We start from the raw sequence: 25,835 nt of genomic DNA on the forward strand, positions 1-25,835 counted from the left end.
GAAGCTCGAATTCAACGCGTGCGATTCAAACCGGGGCGGCAAACCAGCAATGGCGAGGAATAAAGACAGTCACCGCAAGTCGGGAAAATCCTCTTCCCAATACTCGTCCGGCAGACGCGCGGGCTCGGCTGCGCGCTCCATTTCGCGGCGCCGCAATTCGACGCGGCGGATCTTGCCGGAGATCGTCTTCGGCAGTTCACTGAATTGCAGACGGCGAATCCGCTTGTACGGCGCGAGTTTTTCACGCGAGAACGCGAACACCGCGCGCGCGAGTTCGGGACCGGCTTCGTAGCCGTGACGCACGGTGACGAACGCCTTCGGCACCGCCAGACGCAACGCGTCCGCGCTCGGCACGACGGCCGCCTCGCCGATCGCCTCGTGTTCGATCAGCACGCTTTCGAGTTCGAACGGACTCAGGCGATAGTCGGACGACTTGAACACGTCGTCCGAGCGGCCGACGTACACGTAGTAGCCGTCGTCGCGACGCAGCGCGACATCCGAGGTGCGATAGAGGCCGTTGCGCATCGACTGCGCGGTCGCGTTGGCGTTGTTCGCGTAACCCGTCATCAGGCCGAGCGGCCGTTCGGCAAGCGGCAGCGCGATTTCGCCTTCGCCGACCGGTTGGTCGTCGGCGTCGAGCAGCTCGACCCGGTAGCCCGGCAACGGACGCCCCATCGAGCCGGCCACGACCGGCTGGCCCGGCGAATTGCCGATCTGGCAGGTCGTTTCGGTCTGGCCGTAGCCATCGCGAATCGTAATGCCCCACGCGTGCCTGACGCGCTCGATGACCTCCGGATTCAGCGGCTCGCCGGCGCCGACGATTTCGCGCAGCTTCACCGGATAGTCGCCGAGCGGCTCCTGCACGAGCATGCGCCAGACGGTCGGCGGCGCGCACAGCGTGGTGACGTTGAAGCGCACGAGCGCGGCGAGTGTGTCTTTCGGCACGAAGCGCGGGACGTTGAACACGAACACGCAGGCCTGCGCGTTCCACGGCGCGAAGAAGCAGCTCCACGCGTGCTTGGCCCAGCCCGGCGAGCTGATGTTCCAATGGATGTCGCCGGGTTGCAGGCCGATCCAGTACATCGTCGACAGATGCCCGACCGGATAGCTCTGGTGCGTATGCTCGACCAGCTTCGGCTTCGAGGTGGTGCCGGACGTGAAGTACAGCAACAGCGGATCGCTGGCGTGGGTGACACCATCCGGCGTGAAATGCGGCGAAGCCTCGTACGCGGCGGCAACATCGATCCAGCCGTCGCGCGGCGCACCGACCGACAGGCGGGTGAGCGGCACGTCGAGCGCATCGAATTTGCCCAGCTCCGCGCTGTCGACCACGACGAACTTCGCGCCGCCGATCTGCACGCGGTCGCGCACGTCCTCGGCGGATAGCTGCGTGGTGGCGGGCAGCACGATCGCGCCGAGCTTCATCGCGGCGAGCATGACGTCCCATAGCTCGACGCGGTTCGGCAGCATCAGCAGCACACGGTCGCCGCGGCCGACGCCCGCGCCGCGCAGAAAGTTCGCCATCCGCGACGAGCGCTCCGACATCTGCGCGTACGACAGACGCAGGCCGTCGCTGGAAGGATCGTCGACGATCCACAGCGCGGGGTTGTCGTTGTCATGCGCGATCGCGTCGAAGTAGTCGAGCGCCCAGTTGAACTCGCCGAGCGCGGGCCACGCGAATTCGCGGTACGCGCGCTCGTAGTCGGTGCGATGGCGCACTAGCAGATCGCGCGCTTCGAGAAAGGCTTTCGCTGCTGTCATCGTCGTCTCCTGTCGACCAGAGTTAGCGCTTTAGCGCTTACTTCGGTCTCATGCAACGTAGTGGCGCGGGGCGCGCTCGGTTATTTTCGCCGCGGTGATCCAGGCGAGCATCCACGGCCAGGCTATTGTGCGCTCAAACGCCGCCCTCAAACATGGCGCGCGATCACCATCCGCTGCACTTCGCTCGTCCCTTCGTAAATCTGCGTGATCCGTGCATCCCGATAGTGGCGTTCGACCGCATAGTCCTCCAGATAGCCGTAGCCGCCATGAATCTGGATCGCGTTCGAACAGATCTCCTCCGCAAGCTCCGACGCGAAAAGCTTCGCCTGCGACGCCTCCGACAGACACGGCCGCCCCGCCGAGCGCAGCCGTGCCGCGTGATGTACGAGCAGGCGCGCGGCATTCAGGCGCGTCGCCATGTCGGCAAGCATATTCGCGATCGTCTGGTGGTCTTTCAGCGGCTTGCCGAACTGTTCGCGCTCGTTCGCGTAGCGGCGCGCGGCGTCGAACGCGGCGCGCGCAATGCCGACTGCCTGCGCGGCGATGCCGATGCGTCCGCCTTCGAGATTCGACAGCGCGATGCGCAGACCCTCGCCCGGCTCGCCGAGCAGATTGGCCTCGGGCACCGCGCACTGATCGAGCGAGATCGGACAGGTGTCGGACGCGCGAATGCCGAGCTTGTGCTCCGGCCGGCCGACGTCGAAACCCGGCGTCGAGGTCGGCACGATGAAGGCGGACAGGCCGCGCTTACCGCGCTCGGGATCGGTGACCGCGAACACGATTGCGAGACCGGCACGCGCACCGTTGGTCACGAACTGCTTGCTGCCGTTCAGAATCCACTGCCCGTCGCGCCGCTGCGCGCGGGTGCGCAGATTGTTCGCCTCGGAGCCCGCCTGCGGCTCGGTCAGGCAAAACGCGCCGATCGTCCGACCGATAGCGAGCTCGCGCAGATAGCGGTCTTTCTGCGCGGCGCTGCCGAAGTTCAGGATCGGCGCGCAGCCGACCGAGTTGTGCACGCTCATCAGCGTCGCGCAGGCGGCGCAACCGGCCGCGATCTCTTCCAGCGCGAGCGCATAGGCGACGTAATCGGTGTAGGAGCCGCCCCACTCGGCCGGCACCATCATGCCCAGAAAGCCGAGTTCGCCCAGTTGCGCGACGACCCCGGCCGGCAGTTGCGCGTCGCGATCCCATTGCGCCGCGTGCGGCGCGAGGCATTCGGTCGCGAAGTCGCGCGCGGCGTCGCGGATCATCCGTTGTTCGTCGGTGTAGAAGCTGTCCATGACTGCGTCCTCGTTGGTGCTGACGGCCGTGCTGGCGATCGCTGTGATGCGGCAAGTGTAGGCAAGCGGCCCGCGCCGTTCGATGCTCGCTCCGCTCATTCTTGCTGAGCGCTTTTGCCATACTGCTACCATGCACGTGCATGGAGCCTCGCCATTTCAGGGGGCTTCATGAACCACGATCCAGCCTATGCTGAGCGCTTTTGCCAGAAAAGCCGAATCCCGATGAAAAGCGACAAAGGCACGATCTCCGTCAGTCTCGTCGAGGAAACGCTCGCGCTCGCGACGGCGCGCGGCCTCGACGCGCGAGCGCTCGCCGAAGCGGCCGGCATTGCCGCGGCGATGCTCGCGTCGCCGAAAAGCCGCGTATCGTCGGCGCAATACGGTGCGCTGTGGGCCGGCATCGCACGCGCGCTCGACGACGAATTCTTCGGCCAGGACTCGCATCCGATGAAAAGCGGCAGCTTCATCGCGATGACGCAGACGGCGCTGGGCGCGCGCAACGGCGCGCAGGCGCTTGCGCGCGCGGTCGGCTTCATGCGGCTCGTGCTCGACGATCTCGGCGCGACGATCGACACCGACGCGCAGCGCGTGCGCCTGAAGTTCGTCGAGCGCGCGGGCACGCGCAAGCCGGCGATGTTCGCTTACGCGACGTATTTCATCCTCGTGTACGGGCTCGTGTGCTGGCTCGTCGGCCGGCGCATTCCGTTGCTCGAAGCGCGCTTTCGCTGCGCCGCGCCGCCGGCCGCGCACGAATACCGGCTGATGTTCTGCGAAGACATGTATTTCGACGAGCCCGAGTCGTCCGTCGATCTCGACCCTGCGTTTCTGGAACTGCCGGTGATCCAGACTTCGCGCTCGGCGCGGCCGTTTCTGCGCGATGCGCCGGGCAGCTTCATCGTCAAGTACCGCAATCCGGGTTCGCTCGCCGCGCGCGTGCGCAAGACGCTGCGCGCGCTGCCGATGTCGGGCTGGCCCGCGGCCGATCAGATGGCCGCGCGCCTGCACGTCGCCGAGGCGACGATGCGGCGGCACCTGAAGCAGGAGGGCCACACGTATCAGTCAATCAAGGACGCGCTGCGGCGCGACATCGCGATCGCCGAACTGCAGCGCACGCAGCGCACCATCGCCGATATCGCCAACGCCGTCGGCTTCGCGGAGCCGAGCGCGTTTCATCGCGCGTTCCGCAAATGGACCGGCATGCGCCCGACCGACTACCGGCCGGCCCGGGCCGCGGGGCTCGATCTCACGCGACGCGCCGAATCGGACTAAGCTTTAAGCGGCAACAGGCCAGCCTTGATCGAGGGTAGGGGCCCGCGCCGCCGGTTCGCACCGGCTGGCGCGACGGCCGTCAGCGATGAACACGACTCCGCGTCTCCCGCTCCGGCAGTCCGGTCCGCGCAGGCCGCTTATCCGCGGCGGCATCGTGGGCCGTTTGATGCGCGGCATCGCCGTGCTCGGCGTGCTATGCGCGTTCGGCTTCGCGACGCGCGAAGCGCTGGCGCCGCTGCAAGCGGCCAATGCGGCGAGCGCGGCGAACGTCGCCGCCGCGACCGCCAACAGCGTCGTCGTGATTCCGGTGAATGGCGCGATCGGACCGGCCACCGCCGATTTCATCGTGCGGGGCTTGCAGCGCGCGGCCAGCCAGCGTGCACAGCTCGCGGTCCTGCAACTCGACACGCCCGGCGGCCTCGATACGTCGATGCGGCAGATCATCAAGGCGATCCTCGCCTCGCCGGTGCCGGTCGCGACCTTCGTCGCGCCGAGCGGCGCGCGCGCGGCCAGCGCCGGCACCTACATCGTCTACGCGAGCCATATCGCGGCGATGGCGCCGGGCACCAATCTCGGCGCCGCGACGCCGATCCAGATGGGCATCGGCGGCAACGAGCCGCCCGCCGGCGGCCCGCCGGCAACGCCAGCCACCCCTGGCACGCCGGGACTGCCGCACATGCGCACGCTGCCTGGCGGCGCGTCCGCGCCTGCGTCACCCGGCGCATCATCCGAAGCCGCCAGCGCTCTGCCGCTCGACACCCAATCGACCGAACTGCGCAAGCAGGTTCACGATGCCGCCGCCTACATCCGCGGCCTCGCGCAGATGCGCGGCCGCAACGCCGAGTGGGCCGAGCGCGCGGTCCGCGAAGCGGTGAGCCTGTCCGATGAGGAAGCGCTCGCGCAGCACGTCGTCGATATCGTCGCGCGCGACGTGCCGGACCTGCTGCGCCAGGTGGACGGCCGCACGTACGTCACGAGCGCGGGCAGCGTCACGCTGCACACCGCGCATGCGCCGCTGATCACGCTCGAACCCGACTGGCGCAGCCGCTTTCTCGCCGTGATCACCGATCCGAGCGTCGCGCTGATTCTGCTGATGCTCGGCATGTATGGCCTTTTCTTCGAATTCGCCAATCCGGGCTTCGTGCTGCCCGGCGTAGTCGGCGCGATCAGCCTGCTGCTCGGCCTGTTCGCGATGCAGATGCTGCCCATCAGCTACGTCGGCCTCGGGCTGATCTTTCTCGGCATTGCCTTCCTGATCGGCGAAGCGTTCCTGCCGACCTTCGGCTCGCTCGGCTTCGGCGGCGTAGTCGCGTTCGTGGTCGGCGCAACGATGCTGATGGATACCGGCGTGCCCGGCTATGGCATCCCGCTGCCGCTGATCGCCGCGGTCGTCGTGTTCAGCGTCGCGTTCGTGCTCGGCGTGTCGCGGCTCGCGCTGCGCGCGCGGCGGCGGCCCGTGGTGACGGGCTCGGAGGCGCTGATCGGCTGCCTCGGCGTGGTGCTGGACGGCGGCTTGCTGCCTGAACCCGAACACGCGGCGGGCGGCCCGCTGGCCGGCTGGGCGCGCGTGCACGGCGAGCGCTGGCGCGTCTCGAGCACCACGCCGGCAGCACCGGGTCAGAGCGTGCGCGTGACGGCGCGCAACGGCCTCACACTGACCGTGGTGCCCGTCACGTCGGTCGACGCCTTACAAGGAGAACGCTCATGATCGGCTTCACATTCGGCTTCGGCAGCATCCTGATCCTGCTCGTGGTCGTGCTGATTGCGTCGTCGGTGCGGATTTTTCGCGAGTACGAACGCGGCGTCGTGTTCATGCTCGGCCGCTTCTGGAAGGTCAAGGGGCCCGGGCTCGTATTGATCATTCCGATCGTGCAGCAGGCGGTGCGCATGGATTTGCGCACCATCGTGTTCGACGTGCCGACGCAAGACGTGATCACGCGCGACAACGTATCGGTCAAGGTCAACGCGGTCGTGTATTTCCGCGTCGTCGATCCGGAGAAGGCGGTGATCCAGGTCGCGCGCTACTTCGAGGCGACCAGCCAGCTGGCGCAGACGACGCTGCGCGCGGTGCTCGGCAAGCACGACCTCGACCAGCTGCTGTCGGAGCGCGAGCAGTTGAACACCGACATCCAGAAAGTGCTCGACTCGCAAACCGACGCGTGGGGCATCAAGGTATCGATCGTCGAGATCAAGCACGTCGATATCAATGAAACGATGATCCGCGCGATTGCGCGTCAGGCCGAAGCCGAGCGCGAACGGCGCGCGAAGGTGATTCACGCGGAAGGCGAGTTGCAGGCATCGAAGCAGTTGCTGGAGGCGGCCCAGACGCTCGCGCGGCAACCGCAGGCGATGCAGTTGCGCTATCTGCAGACGCTGGTGACGATCGCCGCCGACAAGAACTCGACGATCGTGTTTCCGCTGCCGATCGACCTCGTGAGTGCGGGGCTGGAACGCTTCAACAAGCCATCGGCGTGATAGGACGATATTTGTCAGGACATCCATTCGGCGCGGATTAGCGTCGACGTTTCGGCATACCCGCCCGCTTGCGCGTTGCTTGCGCTGAGGTGGCGAACGAGGCTCGCGGCGGGTTCGATTTGCCGGCAGAAGTGGTGCGTTGCTTGTACCGCCTTACCCGGCGCACCGAAAAACCACCAGGTCCGGCTGTTTTTCCGCTCCGCAGGAGCTCGCCATGAAACTGTCTTCCCGCATTGGACTCGGCGCGCTGTTGGCCGCCGTGGGTATCAGCACCGTCTACGCGCAAGCGGTGACGCAGCCCGCCGACCCGTCGGCGCCGAAAACGCGCGCCCAGGTCCGCGCTGACCTCGCGGAATGGCTCGCCGCCGGCTACGATCCGTTCGACTGGATCGACTATCCGGAGAACGCGCAGCGCGCGAGCCGCATCGTCGCGCAACACCGCGAGCAGCAGCAAGGCAACGCCCGGACGGCCGTGCAGTAAAGCGGTCGCGGCTGGCGTAGTCGCAGCAGCCTGAATGCCGCCCGCCGCGAGCGGCATGGCAAGGCTTGCGTCGCGCCAAGGTATCATCCGGTCCCTCCATCCCCCACGCAGCAAACCAGCCGCACACAGCCGGAACCCGCACCATGCCAATCTGGGTCGATGCCGACGCCTGCCCGGCCGTCGTCAAGGACATGCTGTATCGCGCGGCGCGCCGGACCGGCATGCCGCTGACGCTGGTCGCCAATTCGTTCCTGCGCGTGCCGCCGTCGCCGCTGATCCGCGCGATCCAGGTGCCGGCCGGCTTCGACGCCGCCGATCAGTTGATCGTCGAGCGCGTCGTCGCGGGCGACCTCGTGATCACCGCCGACATCCCGCTCGCCGCCGCCGTGCTGGCAAAAAATGCCCACGCGCTCGATCCGCGCGGCAACTGGTACACGCCCGGAACGATCGAAGAACGGCTGCGCATGCGCTCGATGCTCGACCAGTTGCGCTCGAGCGGCGTCGACACGGGCGGGCCGGCCGCCTTCAGCGCGCGCGATGGCAAGGCGTTTGCTGGCGAACTCGATCGCTGGCTCGCGCGTCAGGCGCCTCGCAATGATGCGCAGGCGCCACAGTCGCACGGCAAGCCGCCCGCCTGACGGGCCCGGGCGGCCTGCTCGCGCCGCCACAGGCGCCGGGGCGCTGCCGTTCGTGATTACAATTCCGCCGTAACGCCGCCGCGCGGCCTGCCTTGCTGCGCCGCGCTGTCACCGCCTCGATGACAAAAACACTGTCTGAACGACGAAAGAGAGGAAACCCGCCACATGGACTCGATCAAACGCTACTTCGGCTTCGACGCCGTCGACACCAACCTGCGCACCGAAGTGCTAGCCGGCGTGACCACTTTCCTGACGATGGCCTACATCATCTTCGTGAACCCGGCGATTCTCGGCGACGCCGGCATGCCGAAGAGCGCGGTGTTCGTCGCGACCTGCCTCGTGGCCGCGCTCGCGTCGCTGATCATGGGTCTGTACGCGAACTACCCGATCGCGCTCGCGCCCGGCATGGGCCTGAACGCGTACTTCGCATACACGGTCGTCAAGGGCATGGGCTACACGTGGCAGGCCGCGCTCGGCGCGGTGTTCATCTCCGGGTGCCTGTTCCTGATCGTCACGCTGTTCCGCGTGCGCGAGGTGATCGTCAAGGGCATTCCGCATTCGATCCGCATCGCGATCACCAGCGGCATCGGTCTCTTTCTCGCGATCATTTCGCTGAAGTCGGCCGGCGTGGTGGTCGGCAATTCGGCCACGCTCGTCACGCTCGGCAATCTGCATGACCCGCACGTCGTGCTCGCGGCGGTCGGCTTCTTCGGCATCGTCACGCTGGATCATATGCGTGTGCGCGGGGCGATCCTGATCGGTATCGTCGGCGTGACGATCCTGAGCTTTTTCTTTGGCGGCAACCAGTTTCACGGCATCGTGTCCGCACCGCCGTCGATCGCGCCGACGCTGTTCCAGCTCGATATCCGCAGCGCGCTGTCGAGCGGCGTGCTGAACGTGGTGCTGGTGTTCTTCCTCGTCGAGCTGTTCGATGCGACCGGCACGCTGATGGGCGTCGCGAACCGCGCGGGGCTGCTGGTGGAAGGCAAGATGCATCGCCTGAACCGCGCGCTGCTCGCGGACAGCACCGCGATTCTCGCCGGCTCGATGCTCGGTACTTCGTCGACGACGGCGTATATCGAAAGCGCATCGGGCGTGCAGGCCGGCGGCCGTACCGGCATGACCGCGATCACGGTCGCCGTGCTGTTCGTCGCGGCGCTGTTTTTCGCGCCGCTCGCCGAAGTGGTGCCGCCGTATGCGACCGCGCCCGCGCTGCTGTACGTGTCGTGCCTGATGCTGCGCGAACTGGTCGACCTGCCGTGGGACGACGCGACCGAAGTCGTGCCGGCCGCGCTGACCGCGCTGCTGATGCCGTTCACCTACTCGATCGCGAACGGCGTCGCGTTCGGCTTCATCTCGTACGCGGGACTCAAGCTGCTGACGGGCCAGGCGCGCCAGGTGAAGCTGGTCGTGTGGATCATCGCGGCGATTTTCCTGTTCCGGTATTTCTATCTCGGCAGCGAATGAGGAGGTCGCGCGGCCGGGGGGTCGAATGTGTCGTCGGGTTCGGGGACCGTTTATCATCCGATGTTTCGAATGATGATCGACCGGGTCGCGACCGACCGGGTCGCGATCGACCCGGTCGCAGCGGCACGGGTCGCCACCCCAGGAGCCTCGATGTCCTCATATAACCGCACGACGGACCGCTACACGAAGCCCGCGATTTTCTTTCACTGGATGATTTTTCTGCTGGTCGCGCTGGCCTATCTGGCCATCGAAATCCGCGGCCCGCGCGGCTCCGACAGCCGCGCGTTCTGGACCGGCGTGCATTTTTGGGCCGGCACGCTGGTGCTCGGGCTGGCCGTGTTGCGGCTGCTGTGGAGATTGTGGGCCGGCGCGCCGGAGGAGCTCGAAAGCAATCGGCTGCTCGCTTTTCTCGGGCGCTCCGCGCACCTCGCGCTCTATGTGTTCATCTTCGCCCAGCCGCTGCTCGGCATGCTGATGGTCAATGCGGGCGGGCGGCCGGTGTCGCTCGCATGGACGGACATCAGCTTCACGCTGGTGCGTGCGGATGCGATCGCGCGGCCGCTGTTGAAGGACGCCCACGAGTGGCTCGGCAACGTGTTCTATTGGGTGATCGGACTGCACGCGCTCGCGGCGATCGCGCACCATGTGGTGTTCAAGGATCGGGCGCTGCGGCGGATCATTTGAAAGTAATGGAGTTGGCTGCGTGCCGCCGATGCATTGCACGCGGTCGCGGCTTGCGCGCAGGCCAGCCAGCGGTAGCGGCACGGGTGAATCCGAACTTCGCGCTTCGGCAGCAGTCGCGCTTGCCGAAGCTTCGGTACCGGTAGCCAGCCGATAATTTCAGATTGGTCAGTTACGCCAGTTCGCCTCGTAAAACCGCACGTAACCGCTTCTGAGCACGAGACACTGCGCGCGCGTTTCCGACAACAGCCGGCGCGTGGCGGCCTCGATGCGCGGCCGGTGCGCGTCGAACGCGACGATCATGTCCTCCAGCCGGGGGGACGCGGCGCCGAAGTGATCTTCAAGCGCTTCCGCGGTGATCATGCACTCCACCCTCTGCCCATCGACCATTGCCGGAAACGCCAAAGTAAGTTCGCGACCTGAATATTCAGGGGCTTCGTTCGGGAATTGGATCTGCATGGGAGTCACCTGGAAGAGTGCGCGCACGATGCGCTCGGGTAATGCACGCGCTGATTGCTTGCTACCGCGTCCGCCGCTCGTTCCTCCTTGTCCCATGCAGCCGGCGCGGGCCGTCGCCTCGACGCGGCATCGTCAGTTCGCGCCACGCGGAGGTGAATTGATTTACTTTAGACGAGTTCGGGCCAGGTGCAAGATTTCCCCGATTTTTTCTTGAAGGCGCGACTGACGCGCCGATGTTGCGGCGCGGCATAAAGCGGTGTCCGATCCCGTGTAAAGTGTCGCGCACCTAGTCATTGACCTGCACGATGTCCGCCCCTACCCGCCCGCCCGTGGTTCGCGTCGAACCGCTCGGCCAGAGCTTCGAAGCGCCCGATTCGCTGACGATTCTCGAAGCCGCCGCTTTCGCCAATCTGCGTTTGCCGCGTTCGTGCCGCAACGGCACGTGCCGAACATGCTTGTGCCGGTTGACGTCCGGGCGTGTGCGCTACTCGATTGACTGGCCCGGCGTGAGCCGCGAGGAAAAGGCGGACGGTTATATCCTGCCGTGCGTGGCGGTCGCGGAAACCGACGTGGTGATCGAAGTGCCGGATGCGGTCGCGATACCGGCACGGTGAGCGCGAGCGTGGGGGCCTGGCGCCGCGCTCGCCGACGCTTTCACGCGCTGTGTCTTAGCGCCCGTTGCCCATGGCGCGGGCGATTTTCTTGTCCGTGTTGTACTGGCTCAGCGAATACACCGACCAGATGGCCGCCGGCACCCAGCCGATCAGCGTGATTTGCAGAATCAGGCAGATGATGCCCGCAAACGGACGGCCGATCGTGAAAAACTGCAGCCACGGCAGAATGATGGCAAGCAAAAGACGCATTCGGTTTTCCTGTTCCTGTGATTACGGCAGCATGGGTGAGTCCGCGGGGGACGCATCTGCCTCGTTGCTGAACTCGTCGAGCGGCGCAAAACGCGGCACGACGCCTTCCTGCTCTACCAGCTCGAAAAACACCGTCGCTGGACGGGTCCAGATCGTTCCATTGGCCGCCTTGTAGACGATCATCGTGACCGTCGGATCCGATTCGAGCGTGGCCTCGCAGACCAGCTCGTAAATGCCGCCTTTGTAGTGTTGGTAGCGCATGGTGTTTGACCTTATTTTGGGCGTCGTCGAAGCATTTTCAAGCACGGCGCGCCTGAGCTCAGCCGCCCTCTTTCATCTGCTTCAGGATCTTGTAGACGGTCGCGCGGCCCATCGTCAGCACCGCGGCCACGTAATTCGCCGAGCTGCGGCCGCGAAACGCGCCCTGCGCGTGCAGCGCCTCGACGATTTCACGCTTGTGCTCGCGCGTCAGCGCATTGATGCCGATCTGCCGGTCGCGCAGCCACGTGTGCAGATACGTGTTGATGCGGTCCTGCCAGTCGTCGCGGAACAGATCGTCGGCAGGCGCGTCCGTCATCGCGCCGCCCTTGATGAACAGATCGAGCGTCGAGCGCACATCCTCGAACACCGCGATGTTGAAGTTCACGCACAGGATGCCGGCGGGCTTGCCGTCGTCGTCGAACAGGATGTTGCTCACGCAGCGCATGCGGCGGCCGTCCCAGTTCAGCTTCTCGTAGGGGCCGATGGTCTGGCCGCGCGCCGCGAAGTGCGCGTCGTCGAGCACCGACGGCGCGCCCACCTCGAGCCGCGACAGATTGTTCACCAGATACGCGATGGTCTGATCGCGCAGATCGTGAATCACCACCTCGGCGCACGGATAGAGCAGCGCGGCGATGCCGTCGGCGATCGGCGCGTAGCGCTTCAGCAGCAGGTCTTTGACAGGAGACACGTTCGGGTTGCGCATGGAAAAAACGCGAGGTTCGAAGGAGGCGGCGCGCGATAGCGGATGACGACGAAGCCAGATGCCCGCCGTGGACGCCGGCGCGCCCGCTCGGTCCGCAATTCAGGAAGCCGCCATTGTAGCGGCCTCGCGCTGGCGCCGCGACTCGACGCCGGACGGCAATTTTGTCTACCTCGCGAGCGCATTTTTTTCGTGCGATAAACACTGATCCGCCGACACCCAACCGAACGGAACCAACCGATGGCCACACTCGAAGCGCTTCGCGCCGTGCTCGACGACAAGCGCACGCCGGAGATCATTCGCAACCACATCATCGATTCGCTGCAGTACGCGCTGCGCAACCATGGTCAGGTCTTCACGGCCAAGGAAGTCGAATGGTTGACCGGCTGGGACGATGCGCGCCTGCCGCTGGCGGCCGCGCGCGAATTGCGGAAGCGCGTCGCCGAGACGTCGCGCTGACGCACGCGTTCGAATAGGAGCCTCGCGCGCGCCACTCGCGCGATTCGCGAGCCCGTCATCGGTCCCGCATCCGACACGACTTCGCCAACTGCCCGCGAAGCCCCGCCAGTCGGGCGTTCCGGTCGTGCGCTGAAGTTTGCGCTATCCAATCAGGCCTATTTCAGGCATCATGTTGCAATTGTTGCACCTCGCACCCATATAGCACTGGCAGCACCAGGCAGTCTCAACCCGGCATCTCCGCACCACCCCCGACTGTTCGACCGCCCTTATCTGCGATCCCGTCACTCCGGCAATGCGCCGCCCGTATTCGCCGTCGCGAGAAGTACACCGAGCGGTTCAGCATCATGCGTCCGGCGCCCGAATTGACGCGCCGCTTCAGCGTTTTTTCGGTCGAATCCGCGTTTTCGCGCGACCGCTCGAGCCATTGTCATTGAGCCCGCCGGGTCTAGCAGGCCTGTGCCAACCATTTTTAACGCGGCGCGCCCATCGGTGCTGCGCCGCCGGTCCGTACCGTGACGCGTCAAAGGAGCGTTGCCGGAAGCGGCGCCCCGCACGCGGCGCGTGGACCACGCAATACAGGACATGTTTCTCATGAATCCAGCAGTCAAGACCTACAAAGGTTACGAAATTCACCCGCTCGTTTATCCGCGCCGCCCCGCGGGCGCGCCAGCGACCCGCAATCCGGGCGCCGGTTACGACGCTTCGGTGCGCATCTGCCGCGTCGGCGCCAATCCGGCGGCCGACGGCCGGGTATTTCGCCTGCAGTATCTGTTTCCGTTCGACGGCATGGGCAAGGCGCGCATCGCGTGCATGGCGCATGCGGAACGGCTGATCGACGGCCAGGTGAGCGGTCAGTCGGTCACCGATCTTTGAGCGGCGTCATCGGCGCGTCACTCATGTCGCTCAGCGTGCTTTCGGGCGCCGCTGCTTTTCAAACGAATCCACAGTCGCGCCGCTCGCAATGCCTGCGGCCGGTTTCCCCTATTTCCCCTTTATCCCATCGACCAGGAGTTATGCATGGCGAAAGAAGAACTGCTTGAACTTGACGGTATCGTCGACGAAGTGCTTCCGGATAGCCGCTACCGCGTGACGCTCGACAACGGCGTCGTGGTCGGCGCCTATGCGTCCGGGCGCATGCGCAAGAACCATATCCGTATTCTCGCGGGCGATCGCGTGACGCTCGAATTGTCGGTCTACGACCTGACCAAGGGGCGGATCAATTTCCGCCACAAGGACGAGCGTGCGAGTGGCGGCGGTGCGCCACGGCACGCGGCGCGGCGGAGGTAAGCAGGGGTCACGGCGCCGCCCTGCGTACCTGTGATGTTGTGCAGGCGATGCGGGCAGCCCGCCCGAACCCATGCGAAAGCGCGAGGCCCGACAGACTCGCGCCATACCTTCCGACTCCGCGTTCTGCTTGAACGCGCTACGTCAGCCTCGCCGCCCAAGCGCGTGAAATAGACGTCTTCCCTGACATTCGGGGTGCTCTCCAGCGCATGCGCGAACGTCGTACGCCGCAACACGCGCGGCGTCTTGATTGGAATCTGGCGGCACGCCGCTTCGGCGACCACGCACGTCGCAGCGCGTCTCGCTAAACTCCAAACACCGCCCCCAAATCCTCCCCACCCGCGCTTTTGCGCACCTGCTCGACCACCCGCTCCTCCAGCTCCATCTGCGCCCGCTGCTGACCTCGATCAGCCCGTTGATGACGACGATTCGCGGACGCGACCGGCTTGAGCTTCTACGGCGCGTCATTGTCATTGCTGACCAGTCTGCCGGTGGTCGCGACGAACGCGATGCGCCGCTTCGGTGCATCGGGCGTCCGCTGTCCTGCATGCCCCTCGCCGGTGCAGCGCGACCGGCGTGGCCGCGTCACCTCTTTCGCGGACGATTCGCAGCGATCGCCCGCAAAAAACCCAATCGATCCCCGCCATTCGCGCGAATGCGTTCACACACCTCGCCAAGCCCCGTCGCGCGAAGGCTGGCATATCCATTGCTTTACAGATAGTCAGATGTCCCTTCCCCCGACTCCATGCTGCGTGTTCTCCTTGTCACCGACACCGACAAACCGATCGGCGATCTGCGCGACGCGCTCGCCTGTCTCGGCTGCGAAATGCTCTCCGGCACCGCGACGCCGCAGGCGCTGCATCGCGCGGTTCAGGACGAGCGGCCCGACGTCATCATCATCGATACGGAGTCGCCGTCGCGCGATACGCTCGAACAGCTCGCCGTGATGCACGCGACCGCCCCGCGCCCCGTGCTGATGTTCAGCCACGACGCGAACCAGCAACTGATCCGCCAAGCGGTCAACGCGGGCGTCACCGCGTATCTGGTCGAAGGCCTCGCGACCGAGCGGCTCGCGCCGATTCTCGAAGTCGCGCTCGCGCGTTTCGCACAGGAGTCGCAATTGCGCGAGCGGCTCGCGCAGGCCGAAAACGAACTGGCCGAGCGCAAGCTGATCGATCGCGCGAAACGCCTGCTCATGGATCAGCAGAAACTCACCGAACCGGCCGCCTACGCGAGTCTGCGCAAACGCGCGATGAACCAGGGCGTCAAACTCGCCGAGGTGGCGCGCGAGGTCGTCGCGTCGGCCGGCTCGCTCAAATGATGCGCTCATGAATCCAGCCACTTCCGTCACCGCCGCGGCCTTTGCGGAGCCGCCTGAAAAGACCCATCTGCGGCTCGGTTTCGTCGCGTTGTCCGATGCGGCGCCGCTGATCGCGGCGAAGCTGCTCGAGTTCGGCCATGCGCACGGGCTCACGCTCGAACTGTGCCGCCAGCCGTCGTGGGCCGCCGTGCGCGACAAGCTGCTAGCCGGCGATCTCGACGCCGCGCACGCGCTTTACGGGCTCGTGTATGGCGTGCAGCTCGGCCTCGGCGGCCCGCGCACCGACATGGCCGTGCTGATGGTGCTGAACCGCAACGGCCAGGCGATCACGCTCTCGAATCGGCTCGCCGAGGCGCTCGCGAAGCATGGGACATTGCGCGAGGCGCTCGCCACGCTCGGCCGCAAGCCGGTCTTCGCGCACACCTTCCCGACCGGCACGCACGCGATGTGGCTGTACTACTGGCTCGCGGCGCAAGGCGTCGATCCGTTGCGCGACATCGACAGTGTCGCGATTCCGCCGCCGCAAATGGTCGCCGCGCTTGCCGAAGACCGGCTCGACGGTCTGTGCGTCGGCGAGCCGTGGAATGAAATGGCCGAGGCGCACGGCGTCGGCAAAACGATCGCTTATTCGAGCGAGGTGTGGCCCGAGCATCCCGAGAAAGTGCTCGCCTGCCGACGCGATTTCGTCGATGCGCATCCGCGCACGACCCGCGCGCTCGTGCAGACCGTGCTCGAAGCGTGCCGCTGGCTCGACGGCGCCGGGCATCGCGACGAGATCGCCCGCTGGCTCGCGCGGCCCGATTACATCGGTATCGACGAGACGCTGATCGCGGCGCGGCTCGGCGACCACCTCGACACGGCGAACCCGCGCCGCCTGCCGATGCGTTTCTTCGACGACGGCGCGGTCAACTATCCGCATCCATTCGAAGGCGCGTGGTTCCTCACGCAGTTCGAGCGCTGGGGGATCATCGATGCGCACAACGACTACGACGCGGTCGCCGCGCGCATCAACCAGACGCAGTTGTATCGCGAGGCCGCCGCACGCGTGAACGTGCCGGTGCCCGGCGAGGACGTCACAAGGGAACTGATCGATGGCGCGGTGTGGGGAAGCGGCTCACCATCCGCCGCTTATGCGCGGCGTTTTGCGATCCGCCGCTGAGCGGACCGCACGCGAAATCCCCGAGATCCGCTGCGCCGACTGCCCACGACCCGCCAACGGCGATCAGGTGGACAGTCGGCGTTACCGAAGCTCAGAAGTTGTACTTGTCGATGTTGCTCGCATCGAACGTGGTCGGCGGCCCGAGAATGATTTCGCCGTGCGCGCCAATCGTGCGCTTGCCGAGCTTGCCGGCGTCGAACGTTTCGCCCTCCTTACCCGTGATCGTGCCCGACGCGAGCGACGCCGCCGCGTACGCGGCCAGATAGCCGAGCTCGCTCGGATCCCACAACTGGAACGCGGTCACGGTGCCGTTCTTCACGAACGCGCGCATCTGGTTCGGCGTGCCGAGGCCCGTCACCGCCACCTTGCCCTTGCTCGACGACGACGAGATATAGCGCGCCGCCGCCGCGATGCCGACCGTCGTCGGCGCGACGATCGCCTTCAGGTTCGGATACGCCTGCAGCAAGCCCTGCGTTTCGACGAAGGACTTCTGATCGTCGTCGTTGCCGTACGCGATCTTGACGAGCTTGATCTTCGAGTACTCCGGTTTCTTCAGTTCCTCCTGCATCCACTTGATCCAGGTGTTCTGGTTCGTCGCGTTCGGCGTCGCCGACAGAATCGCGAATTCGCCCTCGCCGCCCATCAGCTTCGCGACCAGTTGCACCTGGCCGCGGCCGATGCCTTCGGCGTTCGCCTGATTGACGAACAGCTGGCGGCCTTCGGGCGCGGTATCGGAGTCGAACGTGACGACCTTGATGCCCTGACCCATCGCCTTCTTCAGATACGGCACGACCGCGTTCGCATCGTTGGCGGCAATCACGATCGCGTCCTGGCGCTGCGTGATCAGCGTGTTGATGTACGACACCTGCGACGACGCGCCCGCATCCGACGGCCCGACCGCCTTGCCCACGCCGCCGAACTCCTTGATCGCGGCGAGGCCGCCGTCGTCGGCGATCACTTCGTACGGGTTGTTGATCTGCTTCGGCACGAACGCGATCTTCAGCCCGCTTTTCAGTTCCGCGGCGAACGCGCCACCGCAGCTGATCGCGAGCAACGCGGCGCAGAGCGCGGCCATGCCGGTGTGACGTAGAGGTTTGAACATGAAGTGTCTCCTGCGTTGTTGTTGGACAGAGAGGGGAAGCTAGGTTGCGGATGAAGAAGACGTGGCGGCGGACTTCGCGATGAAACGCCGGTCGCGCGCCGCCCGCCAGCGCGCGACGAGGTTCGGAATCAGCACCGACGCGAGCAGCAGCACGCCGGTCACGATGGTCAGCGTTTCGCTCGATACGTCGTCGAGCGTCAGCGCGTTCTTGAGCACGCCGATGATCAACAGCGACAGCAGTACGCCGACCATCGAGCCGCGTCCGCCGAAAATGCTGACGCCACCGAACAGCACCGCGGCGATCACCGACAGCTCGAAGCCCTCGCCGTTATCGCCGCGCGCGCTCGTGAAGCGCAGCGTATAGACGATGCCCGCGAGCGCGCTGACGAGACCCGACAGCACGAACAGGCGCAAGCGAATCTTCGCGACCTCGATGCCGGAGAACGCGGCGGCGGTCGGATTCGCGCCGATCGCATAGAGACTGCGGCCGAACGCGGTGGCTTGCAGCAGAACCGTGAACAGCACGGCGGCGGCGATCACGATCACGAACGGCAACGGAATGAACGTGGGGCCAAGCGTGTTCATGCCGAACGCCGTATACGCGGCCGGAAAATCCGCGACCGCCCGATCGCCGAGCAGCACATACGCGAGACCGCGAAACAGCGCGAGCGTACCGATCGTGACCGCGAGCGACGGCAGGTTCAGCTTGACGATCACGAGGCCGTTCAGCAGGCCCGCCAGCGCGCCGCCGATCAGCACCACGACGATCACGACCGGCATCGGCAGACCCATGTGCCACAGCACGCCCATCAGCGCGCTCGACGCGCCCAGCACCGACGCGACCGACAGATCGATTTCGGCGGCGACGATGATCAGCGTCATCGGCAGCGCCATTAGCGCGATCTCGGTCAGATCGGCGAATACGTTGCTCAGGTTCGCGCCGGTCAGAAACACCGGCGACAGCCAGCGGCCCAACACCAGCGACACGATCAGCACGATCACCAGCAACACTTCCCATTGCAGCGGCGTTTCGCGCTTGCGCGTGAGCAGCGCGGAATCGGGTTTAGCCATGATCGCGTTTCCTCATCATGCGTTTGGCGACGGAGCGGGCCAGCAGCGTATCGGCGGCGATCGCGGCGACGATCAGCGCGCCCTGGATCGCCTGCTCCCAGAATGGCGACACGTGCAGCACGACGAGCGCGATGCTGATCACGCCGAGCACGAGCGCACCGAGCGTCGCGCCGAGGATCGTGCCGACGCCGCCCGTAATCGCGACACTGCCGACCACCGCCGCCGCGACGACCTGCAATTCGATGCCCTTCGCGGTGCTGGCATCGACGGTGCCGAAGCGCGCGAGCCACAACGCGCCCGCCAAGCCCGCAATCGCGCCGGACAACAAAAAGCCCGACATCACGCGACGCTCGACGTTCACGCCCGCAAGCCGCGCGGCTTCCGGATTCGAGCCGATCGCATAGTGCTCGCGACCGCCGCGAAACTGCTTCAGATACACCGACAGGCCGGCGAGTACGACGATCGCGATCAGCGCGAGCGTCGGGATGCCGAGCAGCGTGCCGGTCGCGAGCCGCGAGTACGCGTCGGGCAGACTGGTCGCGTTGATCTGGCCGCCGTGCACCCATGCGTAATCGGCGCCGCGAAAGATGTACAGCGTCGACAGCGTCGCCACCAGCGAAGGCACGCGCCCCACCGCGACGAGCAGCGCATTGATGCCACCCGCGACGAGCCCGATCGCGAGCCCCGCGGCCAGTGCGACGAGCACCGGCATATGCGGGAACCCAACGTACAGGCTGCCCACCGCGTACGCGCTGATACCCACCGTCGAGCCGACCGACAGATCGATATGCCGCATCAGGATCACGACGGTCATCCCAGCCGTCAGCAGACCGATGATCGACACGTTCAGCAGCACGTCGCGCAGGTTCTGCAGATTCAGGAACTGCGGCTTCGCGAGCCCGGTCCCCGCGATCAGCAGGATCAGCACGACAAATAACGTGGTTTCGCGGCTCTTCGCGACGCTCGCGACGAGGCCGCCCGATGAAGCGGCGGAACGCTTCGGCAGCGACTGCCGCACCGGCGCGGGATGGGTCGAATGGCGCATCATGCTGCACGTCCCAATGGTGAAAGTCCCTGACCGAGCGCGGCGCCCATGATGCGCTCCTCGTTCGCGTCGGCGCGCGCGAGCTCCGCGCTGATGCGGCCTTCGTGCATCACGAGCACGCGATCGGCCATACCGAGCACCTCGGGCAACTCGCTCGAAATCATCAGCACGGCCATGCCATCGCGCACGAGTTCGGCGAGCGCGCCATACACCTCGGCTTTCGCGCCAACGTCGATGCCGCGCGTCGGTTCGTCGATGATCAGCACTTTCGGGCCGGTCGCGAGCCACTTGCCGAGCACGACCTTCTGCTGGTTGCCGCCCGACAGCGTACCGACCGGCGCCCCCGGGTCGCTCGCCTTCAGGCGCAGACGCGTGCCCCACTTGTTGGCGAGCTGCGTTTCGCTGCGCGTCGAAATGAGCCCATGCCGAACGAGCCGTCCGAGCACCGTCATCGACGCATTGCGCGCGATGCTCAGTTCGAGCGCGAGCCCTTGCTGGCGGCGATCCTCCGGCACCAGCGCGAGCCCGGCGCGCACCGCGGCCGCGGGCTTGCCGGTGTCGAGCCGCTTGCCGGTCAGCCACACTTCGCCCGAATCGAGCGGATCGATACCGAAGATCGCCCGTGCGACCTCGCTGCGTCCCGCGCCGACGAGGCCCGCGAGCGCGACGATCTCGCCGGCGCGCACGTCGAACGAGACATCCTTGAACACGCCGATGCGCGTCAGGCCGCGCACCGACAGACGCACGTCGCCCGGTGTGCAATCGGCCTTCGGATAGAACGTTTGCAGATCGCGGCCGACCATCTTGGCGACGATCGCGTCGGTGCTCAGATCGGCGGTCAGCGCGTCGAAGACTGTCGCGCCGTCGCGCATGATCGTCACGCGCTGCGTCAGCGCGAACACTTCGTCGAGCCGGTGCGTGATGAACAAAATCGCGACGTCGCGTTCGCGCAGCTTGCGCACGATCGCGAAGAGCCGCTCGACTTCGGGCAGCGACAATGCGGCCGTCGGTTCATCCATGATCAGCACGCTCGCGTTCAGCGACAACGCCTTCGCGATTTCGATCACCTGCTGATCCGCGATCGACAGACCACGCACCAGTTGATCCGCGCGCAACTCGACGCCGAGCGACGCGAGCAGTCCGTCCACTTCGCGATGCATCGCGTCGTACTGGATGCGGGCGAAGCGGTCGACCGGCTGCCGGCCCATGAAGATGTTCTCCGCGATCGACAGATCGAAGAACAGCGTCGGCTCCTGATAGATGACCGCGAGCCCGGCGTCGCGCGCTTCGGCCGGCGTCGCGAAGCGACGTGGCTCGCCCTTCACCAGAAGCTCGCCGGCGTCGGGCTGATGCACCCCGGCGAGAATTTTCACGAGCGTCGATTTGCCCGCGCCGTTCTCGCCGAGCAGCGCATGCACCTCGCCGGGCCACAGCACGAGGTCGCCGTCGGACAGCGCGCGCACCCGGCCGAAGGATTTGCTCGCGTGCCGCAATTCGAGTCGCGGCACCGTGGAAGGGGATGGCTGCACTGCGTGTCTCCTTTTTTGCGGCTGTCTTCTCTTCGACGCGCCGCGCGTCAAATCCGGTAGTACCGTTGCGCGTTGCGTCGAAACAGCGCGTCCTTCTCAGCCTCGCTCGCATCGCCAACGATCGCCGCATACGCGCGCCACAAATCCGTATACGAACCAAATAGCCGGTCGACGGGAAAATTCGACGCGAACATCGCACGTTCGACGCCGAACGTATCGATCGTTTCGAGCACATAAGGCCGCAGGCTTTCGACGCTCCAGTGATGATCGAACATCGCGAGCCCGCTGATCTTCACCGCGACGTTCGGACACGCCGCCAGCAGGCGCATGCCTTCGCGCCACGCGCGGTAACCGGCCACGCTATTGCGATCGACGAACATGCCCGCATGATTGACGACCAGAAGCGTGTCCGCATGCGCACGCGCCAAGGCGGCCGCCTCCTCCATTTGCGACGGATACAGTTGCAGATCGAACGACAGGTCGTAACGGCGCAGCAACGCGAAATGCTCGCGCCACCGCAGCTCGCGCATGTAATGACGGCCGACGTAATCGAACAGTTTGTTGTCGTGCACGTTGAGAATCTGCCGGATGCCGCGCGTATTCGCGAACGACGCATGCGCTTCGAGCAACTCGGGCGCATTTTGCGCGGACAGGTCCACGGCGGCGACGATCGCATTCGGCATGCCGCGCGAGGCGTCGCGATCCGCGATCGACTGCAACCAGCGCGTTTCCTCGACGGGATCGGCCGGATCGTGATTCGCTTCGACGTGCACGAGCTTCAGCACGTCGATGTCGCCCGCTTCACCGAGCAGATCGTCGAGCAGATAGTCGTGCTTCAGATCGCGCGCATCGCCGACGAACGACACGCCCGGGTTCTCCAGCCACGGATAGCGATGCGTCTTCAGATCCCACAGATGGATATGCGAATCGACAACCTGCATGCGGCACCTTCGTCCGGTGAAAAGCGTTTCGAGGTTCGTGCGTCGTTGCGGGGTTCAGCTGCGTTCAGCGCGACTCAATGACTGAGATGAAAGACCGGTTCGAGCGTCTGCGACAGCGGCGTGTGATCGGGCGCGGTCTGCATGATGTCGGCCATGTAATCCCACCATTTGCGCATCACGTCGAGTTGCGGCAACTGGTCCATCGTGTGATCGCTGGTGCGCGAGAGCACCGCGAAAAGATGATGCGTGTCGGGGTCGAAGAAAATCCGGTAGTCGCGCACGCCGGCGTTGTGCAGCGCGTCAACGAGCTCGGGCCAGATCTGCGTATGACGCCGTTCGTATTCTTCGCGCATGCCGGGGTTCAGCACCATCCGAAAAGCGATTGTCTCCATGGCGGCCTGTCTCCTGTCGACCTCTTCGGACGACTATAATTCCTGCATCGATAGCCTCTCAATCCGTTGTTGGGATTGGTCGATCCACAAACCGAATCGCACGGGCACTCCTACTGGCACCATGAGCCAACATTCAGCCGCCGTCGCACTCGTCAATCGTCTCAAGTTCAAGCATCTCGCCCTGCTCGTCGCACTCGACGACACCCGCAACCTGCATCAGGCCGCCGAGACCGTCAACGTCGCGCAACCGAGCGCAAGCCGCATGCTCGGCGACATCGAGGAAGCGTTCGGCTTCCTGCTGTTCGAGCGCAACGCGCGCGGCATGACGCCGACGCCGCTCGGCGTCGTCACGCTCGCATACGCGCGCCGCGCGCTCGCCGAGCTCACACGCTTCGCCGAAGACCTCGATGTCAAACGCCGCGGCGGTCACGGCCAGTTGACCGTCGGCGCGATCATGGGCGCCGCGCCCGATCTGCTGGCGATGTCGGTCGCCGCGCTGAAGACCGAAAGCCCGCTGCTCAGCGTGCGCATCCTCGGTGAAACAAGCGATCAGGTCGTGCAATTGCTGCATCGGCGCGAGGTCGATCTCGCGCTGGGGCGCCTGACCAACCCTCTGCAGCACAACGACTTCGGCTTCGAGCCGCTGGCGCGCGAAACGCTGCTGCTCGTCGTGCGCGCCGTGCATCCGCTCGCGCGGCGCACGCGCATCACGTTGCGCGAACTGGTCGCGTGGCCGTGGGTTGCGCAACCCGTCACGAGTCCGGCGCGCGTGCTGTTCGAGGAAGAACTCGCGCGTGCCGGGCTCGCCACGCCAGTCAATCTGACCGAATGCGCGTCGATCTTCGCGACGCTGCAATTGCTCGAGAATTACGATGCGGTCGCGATGCTGCCGGAGTCGGTCGTGCGCGATCATGTGCGCGGCGGCCTGCTGGTCGCGCTGCCGCTCGAAATCGGCAAGAGTCTCGCCGGTTTCGGCATTCTCACGCGCAAGGAAGAGCAGCTCGCCGAGCCGGCGCTGCGCTTCATCGAACTGCTGCGCGGCTTCTCGCGCGACCTCGCGCGCGACGATCCGGCCGCCGCACCCGGCACGCCGACTACGCCCGTCACGGTCAATTGACGCCCGCATCGCGCGTCGCCTATTGCAGGTTCACGAACAGCCCGCCGTCGACGAGCAGCGCGGCGCCCGTCACATAGCGCGCGCGGTCCGAGGCGAGAAACACGACGCAATCGGCGACGTCGTCGGGACGCCCGAGGCGGCCGAGCGGAATGCGCTTTTCGAAGTAGGCCTTCTTCGCTTCGTCGGCGAGATCTTCGGCGTTCAGATCGGTCGCGATCGTGCCCGGCATGACAGAGTTGCAGCGGATGCCGAACGGCCCCAACGCAATCGCGCACGACTGCATCAGCGAATGCACGCCGGCCTTGGTCGGCGTGTAATGCGTTTGCATGCCGCCGCCCACCAACGCGCTGATCGAACTCGTCGCGACGATCGCGCCGCCAGTGCCCTGCTTTTTCATCTGCTGCGCGGCAGCCTGCGTGACGAAGAACGCGCCGTTCAGATTGACCGCGACCGTCGATTCGAGCACGTCCGCCGGCATGTCGAGAAACGCGTGAAACGGGCAGATGCCGGCATTGCTCGCGAGCACGTCGAGCTTGCCGAACGCGTCGAGCGTCCGTCGCACCAGCTCCTGCCCGGTGTCGCGCGCCGCGACGTTGCCTTCCACCGCGATCACGCGCCGCCCCAACGCCTCGATTTCGCCGACGACTTCCTCGACCGCCGAGCGCCGGCCATACGATGCGTCGTTGTCGCCCCAGTAGTTGATCGCCACGTCCGCGCCTTCGCGCGCGCAGGCCACCGCGATCGCGCGTCCGATGCCGCGCGAGCCGCCGGTGACGATCACGACTTTGTCCTTGAGCAGCACCCTAATCTCCTTTGCGGCGATTCGCCGTTCGGCACAGGTTCAAAACGTTCGACACGTTCAATGCTGATAAGGCCGCACCAGCGCGCATTCCGGATTGAGCCGCACGCCAAAGCCCGGCGTGTCCGGCACCTTCATACGCCCGTTCACCGGCACCGGCTCGTCGAGCAGCAGCGGATTGAACATCGGCACGACCTCGTCGGCTTTCGGCGCCATCATCAGAAACTCGGAGAACGGCGAGTTATGGCGCGTGACGACGAAGTGATAGCTATACACCGACGACCCATGCGGCACCACCATCACGTTGTGCGCATCGGCGAGCGCGGAAATCTTGATCAGCTCGGTGATGCCGCCGCACCAGCCGACGTCGGGCTGGATCAGATCGCAGCACTGCATCTCCAGCAGCATCCGGAAGCCCCAGCGCGTCGCCTCGTGCTCGCCGGTCGACACCATCATGCCGCGTGGCACGTTGCGGCGCAGTTCGGCGTAACCCCAGTAATCGTCGGGAGGAAGACATTCCTCGACCCATTTGAGGCCGTATTCGTGCGCGCCTTGCGCGAGCCGCGTCGCGTAGCGCAGGTCGAGGCTCATCCAGCAGTCGTACATCAGCCAGAAGTCGTCGCCGACGCGCGAGCGCATGTCGGCGAGCTTGTCGAGGTTTTGCCTGAGTCCGTCTTCGCCTTCCGCGGGACCATGCTGCAACGGCAGCTTGCCGCCGATGAAGCCCATCTCCTTCGCGAGATCGGGCCGCGCGCCGGTCGCATAGAACACCAGCTCGTCGCGCACCGGACCGCCCAATAGTTGATACACGGGCTCCTTGCGAACCTTCGCGAGCAGATCCCACAGCGCGAGATCGACACCGGAAATCGTGTTCAGCACGACGCCCTTGCGCCCGTAGTAAAGCGTCGCGAAGTACATCTGATCCCACATCTTCTCGATGTCGGTCACCAGCTGCCCTTCGAGAAAACGCGCGAGATGCTTCTCGACGATAAATGCGCCGATCTCGCCGCCGGTCGTCACCGCGAAGCCCACGGTGCCGTCGCTCGCTTCGATCTCGACGACCAGCGTGCCGAGCACATTGATGCCGAACGACTGGCGGCTCTGGCGGTACTCGGGATAACGCGCCATCGGCGTCGCGATGTGATCGTCGATCCAGTGTCCGCCGGCCTGGTCGTGATAGTCCGCGCCGCCGCCGCGAACGATGAAGGCACGCACGTGCCGGATGGTAGGCATGGCCATGAAAGGGCTCCGTGAGAGAGGCGTGGAAGCGGCTCGACAACG

General features: G+C 65.8%; 28 protein-coding genes. 14 read left to right on the forward strand and 14 right to left on the reverse strand.

Annotated features, from left to right (window positions below):
• Positions 1–69: 69 nt before the first annotated feature.
• Together OKW39_RS30775 and OKW39_RS30780 are read right to left on the reverse strand one after the other, a co-directional pair.
• Entirely contained in the window at positions 70–1,761 is a 1,692-nt protein-coding gene (locus OKW39_RS30775; RefSeq protein WP_429333698.1) for an AMP-binding protein, read from the reverse strand.
• A 146-nt stretch (positions 1,762–1,907) separates the two neighbouring features.
• Entirely contained in the window at positions 1,908–3,041 is a 1,134-nt protein-coding gene (locus OKW39_RS30780) for an acyl-CoA dehydrogenase family protein (RefSeq protein WP_184066390.1), read from the reverse strand.
• Between the two features lie 222 nt (positions 3,042–3,263).
• On the opposite strand from OKW39_RS30780, the gene OKW39_RS30785 reads away from it, so the two are divergent.
• From OKW39_RS30785 to OKW39_RS30815, 7 genes are all read left to right on the forward strand, one after another.
• Positions 3,264–4,310, forward strand: a complete 1,047-nt coding sequence (locus OKW39_RS30785; RefSeq protein ID WP_184031459.1) for an AraC family transcriptional regulator — start codon at positions 3,264–3,266, stop codon at positions 4,308–4,310.
• A gap of 85 nt (positions 4,311–4,395) precedes the next feature.
• Entirely contained in the window at positions 4,396–6,018 is a 1,623-nt protein-coding gene (locus tag OKW39_RS30790; RefSeq protein ID WP_090806529.1) for an NfeD family protein, read from the forward strand.
• Complete coding sequence (locus tag OKW39_RS30795) at positions 6,015–6,785, forward strand: slipin family protein (protein ID WP_090806531.1); 771 nt, start codon at positions 6,015–6,017, stop codon at positions 6,783–6,785. The genes OKW39_RS30790 and OKW39_RS30795 overlap by 4 nt, the downstream gene beginning before the upstream one ends.
• Positions 6,786–6,999: 214 nt before the next feature.
• Positions 7,000–7,266, forward strand: coding sequence for a DUF4148 domain-containing protein (locus OKW39_RS30800; RefSeq protein ID WP_090806533.1), 267 nt, complete (start codon positions 7,000–7,002; stop codon positions 7,264–7,266).
• Positions 7,267–7,409: 143 nt separating this feature from the next.
• Positions 7,410–7,904 (forward strand): YaiI/YqxD family protein, encoded by a 495-nt coding sequence (locus OKW39_RS30805; RefSeq protein ID WP_429564387.1) that lies wholly within the window; start codon positions 7,410–7,412, stop codon positions 7,902–7,904.
• Positions 7,905–8,069: 165 nt separating this feature from the next.
• The gene (locus OKW39_RS30810; RefSeq protein WP_429363935.1) at positions 8,070–9,371 is read left to right on the forward strand and encodes an NCS2 family permease; all 1,302 of its coding nucleotides are present in this window, start codon (positions 8,070–8,072) and stop codon (positions 9,369–9,371) included.
• 150 nt (positions 9,372–9,521) lie between these two features.
• Entirely contained in the window at positions 9,522–10,055 is a 534-nt protein-coding gene (locus OKW39_RS30815) for a cytochrome b (protein WP_090810140.1), read from the forward strand.
• Positions 10,056–10,220: 165 nt separating this feature from the next.
• Here the strand turns inward: OKW39_RS30815 and OKW39_RS30820 are convergent, their stop codons facing one another.
• On the reverse strand, positions 10,221–10,511 hold the full coding sequence (locus tag OKW39_RS30820; RefSeq protein ID WP_026226687.1) for a DUF1488 domain-containing protein: 291 nt from the start codon (positions 10,509–10,511) through the stop codon (positions 10,221–10,223).
• A gap of 305 nt (positions 10,512–10,816) precedes the next feature.
• On the opposite strand from OKW39_RS30820, the gene OKW39_RS30825 reads away from it, so the two are divergent.
• Positions 10,817–11,125: a 2Fe-2S iron-sulfur cluster-binding protein gene (locus tag OKW39_RS30825; protein ID WP_429564388.1), complete on the forward strand. Its 309-nt coding sequence runs from the start codon at positions 10,817–10,819 to the stop codon at positions 11,123–11,125.
• Between the two features lie 54 nt (positions 11,126–11,179).
• Here OKW39_RS30825 and OKW39_RS30830 read toward each other — a convergent pair whose 3' ends face one another.
• The 3 genes from OKW39_RS30830 to OKW39_RS30840 are packed head-to-tail and all read right to left on the reverse strand — an operon-like array spanning position 11,180 to position 12,338.
• Entirely contained in the window at positions 11,180–11,374 is a 195-nt protein-coding gene (locus OKW39_RS30830) for a YqaE/Pmp3 family membrane protein (RefSeq protein ID WP_090806541.1), read from the reverse strand.
• Positions 11,375–11,395: 21 nt separating this feature from the next.
• The gene (locus OKW39_RS30835; RefSeq protein WP_429564389.1) at positions 11,396–11,635 is read right to left on the reverse strand and encodes a DUF1653 domain-containing protein; all 240 of its coding nucleotides are present in this window, start codon (positions 11,633–11,635) and stop codon (positions 11,396–11,398) included.
• A gap of 58 nt (positions 11,636–11,693) precedes the next feature.
• Positions 11,694–12,338: a helix-turn-helix transcriptional regulator gene (locus tag OKW39_RS30840; RefSeq protein ID WP_018425410.1), complete on the reverse strand. Its 645-nt coding sequence runs from the start codon at positions 12,336–12,338 to the stop codon at positions 11,694–11,696.
• 237 nt (positions 12,339–12,575) lie between these two features.
• On the opposite strand from OKW39_RS30840, the gene OKW39_RS30845 reads away from it, so the two are divergent.
• The 5 genes from OKW39_RS30845 to OKW39_RS30865 all read left to right on the forward strand — a co-directional run bounded on the left by OKW39_RS30845 (position 12,576) and on the right by OKW39_RS30865 (position 16,558).
• Positions 12,576–12,794 (forward strand): hypothetical protein, encoded by a 219-nt coding sequence (locus tag OKW39_RS30845; protein WP_090806545.1) that lies wholly within the window; start codon positions 12,576–12,578, stop codon positions 12,792–12,794.
• Between the two features lie 591 nt (positions 12,795–13,385).
• Positions 13,386–13,667, forward strand: a complete 282-nt coding sequence (locus tag OKW39_RS30850; protein ID WP_184054546.1) for a hypothetical protein — start codon at positions 13,386–13,388, stop codon at positions 13,665–13,667.
• A gap of 144 nt (positions 13,668–13,811) precedes the next feature.
• Positions 13,812–14,081 (forward strand): translation initiation factor IF-1, encoded by a 270-nt coding sequence (infA, locus tag OKW39_RS30855; RefSeq protein ID WP_090806547.1) that lies wholly within the window; start codon positions 13,812–13,814, stop codon positions 14,079–14,081.
• Between the two features lie 742 nt (positions 14,082–14,823).
• Entirely contained in the window at positions 14,824–15,399 is a 576-nt protein-coding gene (locus OKW39_RS30860) for an ANTAR domain-containing response regulator (protein ID WP_090806551.1), read from the forward strand.
• Between the two features lie 7 nt (positions 15,400–15,406).
• Entirely contained in the window at positions 15,407–16,558 is a 1,152-nt protein-coding gene (locus tag OKW39_RS30865; protein ID WP_429333691.1) for a CmpA/NrtA family ABC transporter substrate-binding protein, read from the forward strand.
• A gap of 91 nt (positions 16,559–16,649) precedes the next feature.
• Here OKW39_RS30865 and rhaS read toward each other — a convergent pair whose 3' ends face one another.
• From rhaS to rhaM, 6 genes are all read right to left on the reverse strand, one after another.
• Positions 16,650–17,660 (reverse strand): rhamnose ABC transporter substrate-binding protein, encoded by a 1,011-nt coding sequence (gene rhaS, locus OKW39_RS30870; protein WP_429333690.1) that lies wholly within the window; start codon positions 17,658–17,660, stop codon positions 16,650–16,652.
• 39 nt (positions 17,661–17,699) lie between these two features.
• Positions 17,700–18,731: an ABC transporter permease gene (locus OKW39_RS30875; RefSeq protein WP_090806558.1), complete on the reverse strand. Its 1,032-nt coding sequence runs from the start codon at positions 18,729–18,731 to the stop codon at positions 17,700–17,702.
• A complete protein-coding gene (locus OKW39_RS30880) occupies positions 18,724–19,779 on the reverse strand; it encodes an ABC transporter permease (RefSeq protein ID WP_429564390.1) in 1,056 nt (351 codons plus the stop codon). Before OKW39_RS30880 ends, OKW39_RS30875 begins: the two co-directional genes overlap by 8 nt.
• A complete protein-coding gene (locus tag OKW39_RS30885; RefSeq protein WP_429564391.1) occupies positions 19,776–21,305 on the reverse strand; it encodes a sugar ABC transporter ATP-binding protein in 1,530 nt (509 codons plus the stop codon). The genes OKW39_RS30880 and OKW39_RS30885 overlap by 4 nt, the downstream gene beginning before the upstream one ends.
• A 47-nt stretch (positions 21,306–21,352) precedes the next feature.
• The gene (locus OKW39_RS30890) at positions 21,353–22,246 is read right to left on the reverse strand and encodes an amidohydrolase family protein (protein ID WP_429564392.1); all 894 of its coding nucleotides are present in this window, start codon (positions 22,244–22,246) and stop codon (positions 21,353–21,355) included.
• 74 nt (positions 22,247–22,320) lie between these two features.
• Positions 22,321–22,638 carry an L-rhamnose mutarotase gene (gene rhaM, locus OKW39_RS30895; RefSeq protein ID WP_429564393.1) on the reverse strand — a complete coding sequence of 106 codons (318 nt, stop codon included), beginning with the start codon at positions 22,636–22,638 and terminating at the stop codon, positions 22,321–22,323.
• Positions 22,639–22,759: 121 nt separating this feature from the next.
• On the opposite strand from rhaM, the gene OKW39_RS30900 reads away from it, so the two are divergent.
• The gene (locus tag OKW39_RS30900) at positions 22,760–23,755 is read left to right on the forward strand and encodes a LysR family transcriptional regulator (protein WP_429564394.1); all 996 of its coding nucleotides are present in this window, start codon (positions 22,760–22,762) and stop codon (positions 23,753–23,755) included.
• A 19-nt stretch (positions 23,756–23,774) separates the two neighbouring features.
• Here the strand turns inward: OKW39_RS30900 and OKW39_RS30905 are convergent, their stop codons facing one another.
• Both OKW39_RS30905 and rhmD read right to left on the reverse strand, forming a co-directional pair.
• Complete coding sequence (locus tag OKW39_RS30905) at positions 23,775–24,557, reverse strand: SDR family NAD(P)-dependent oxidoreductase (protein ID WP_090806570.1); 783 nt, start codon at positions 24,555–24,557, stop codon at positions 23,775–23,777.
• Positions 24,558–24,614: 57 nt separating this feature from the next.
• Positions 24,615–25,793, reverse strand: coding sequence for an L-rhamnonate dehydratase (gene rhmD / locus OKW39_RS30910; RefSeq protein WP_184066173.1), 1,179 nt, complete (start codon positions 25,791–25,793; stop codon positions 24,615–24,617).
• Positions 25,794–25,835: the final 42 nt, after the last annotated feature.

The sequence above is a fragment of the Paraburkholderia sp. MM6662-R1 genome, from assembly GCF_050436245.1.
In the GTDB taxonomy this organism is placed as follows: domain Bacteria; phylum Pseudomonadota; class Gammaproteobacteria; order Burkholderiales; family Burkholderiaceae; genus Paraburkholderia; species Paraburkholderia tuberum.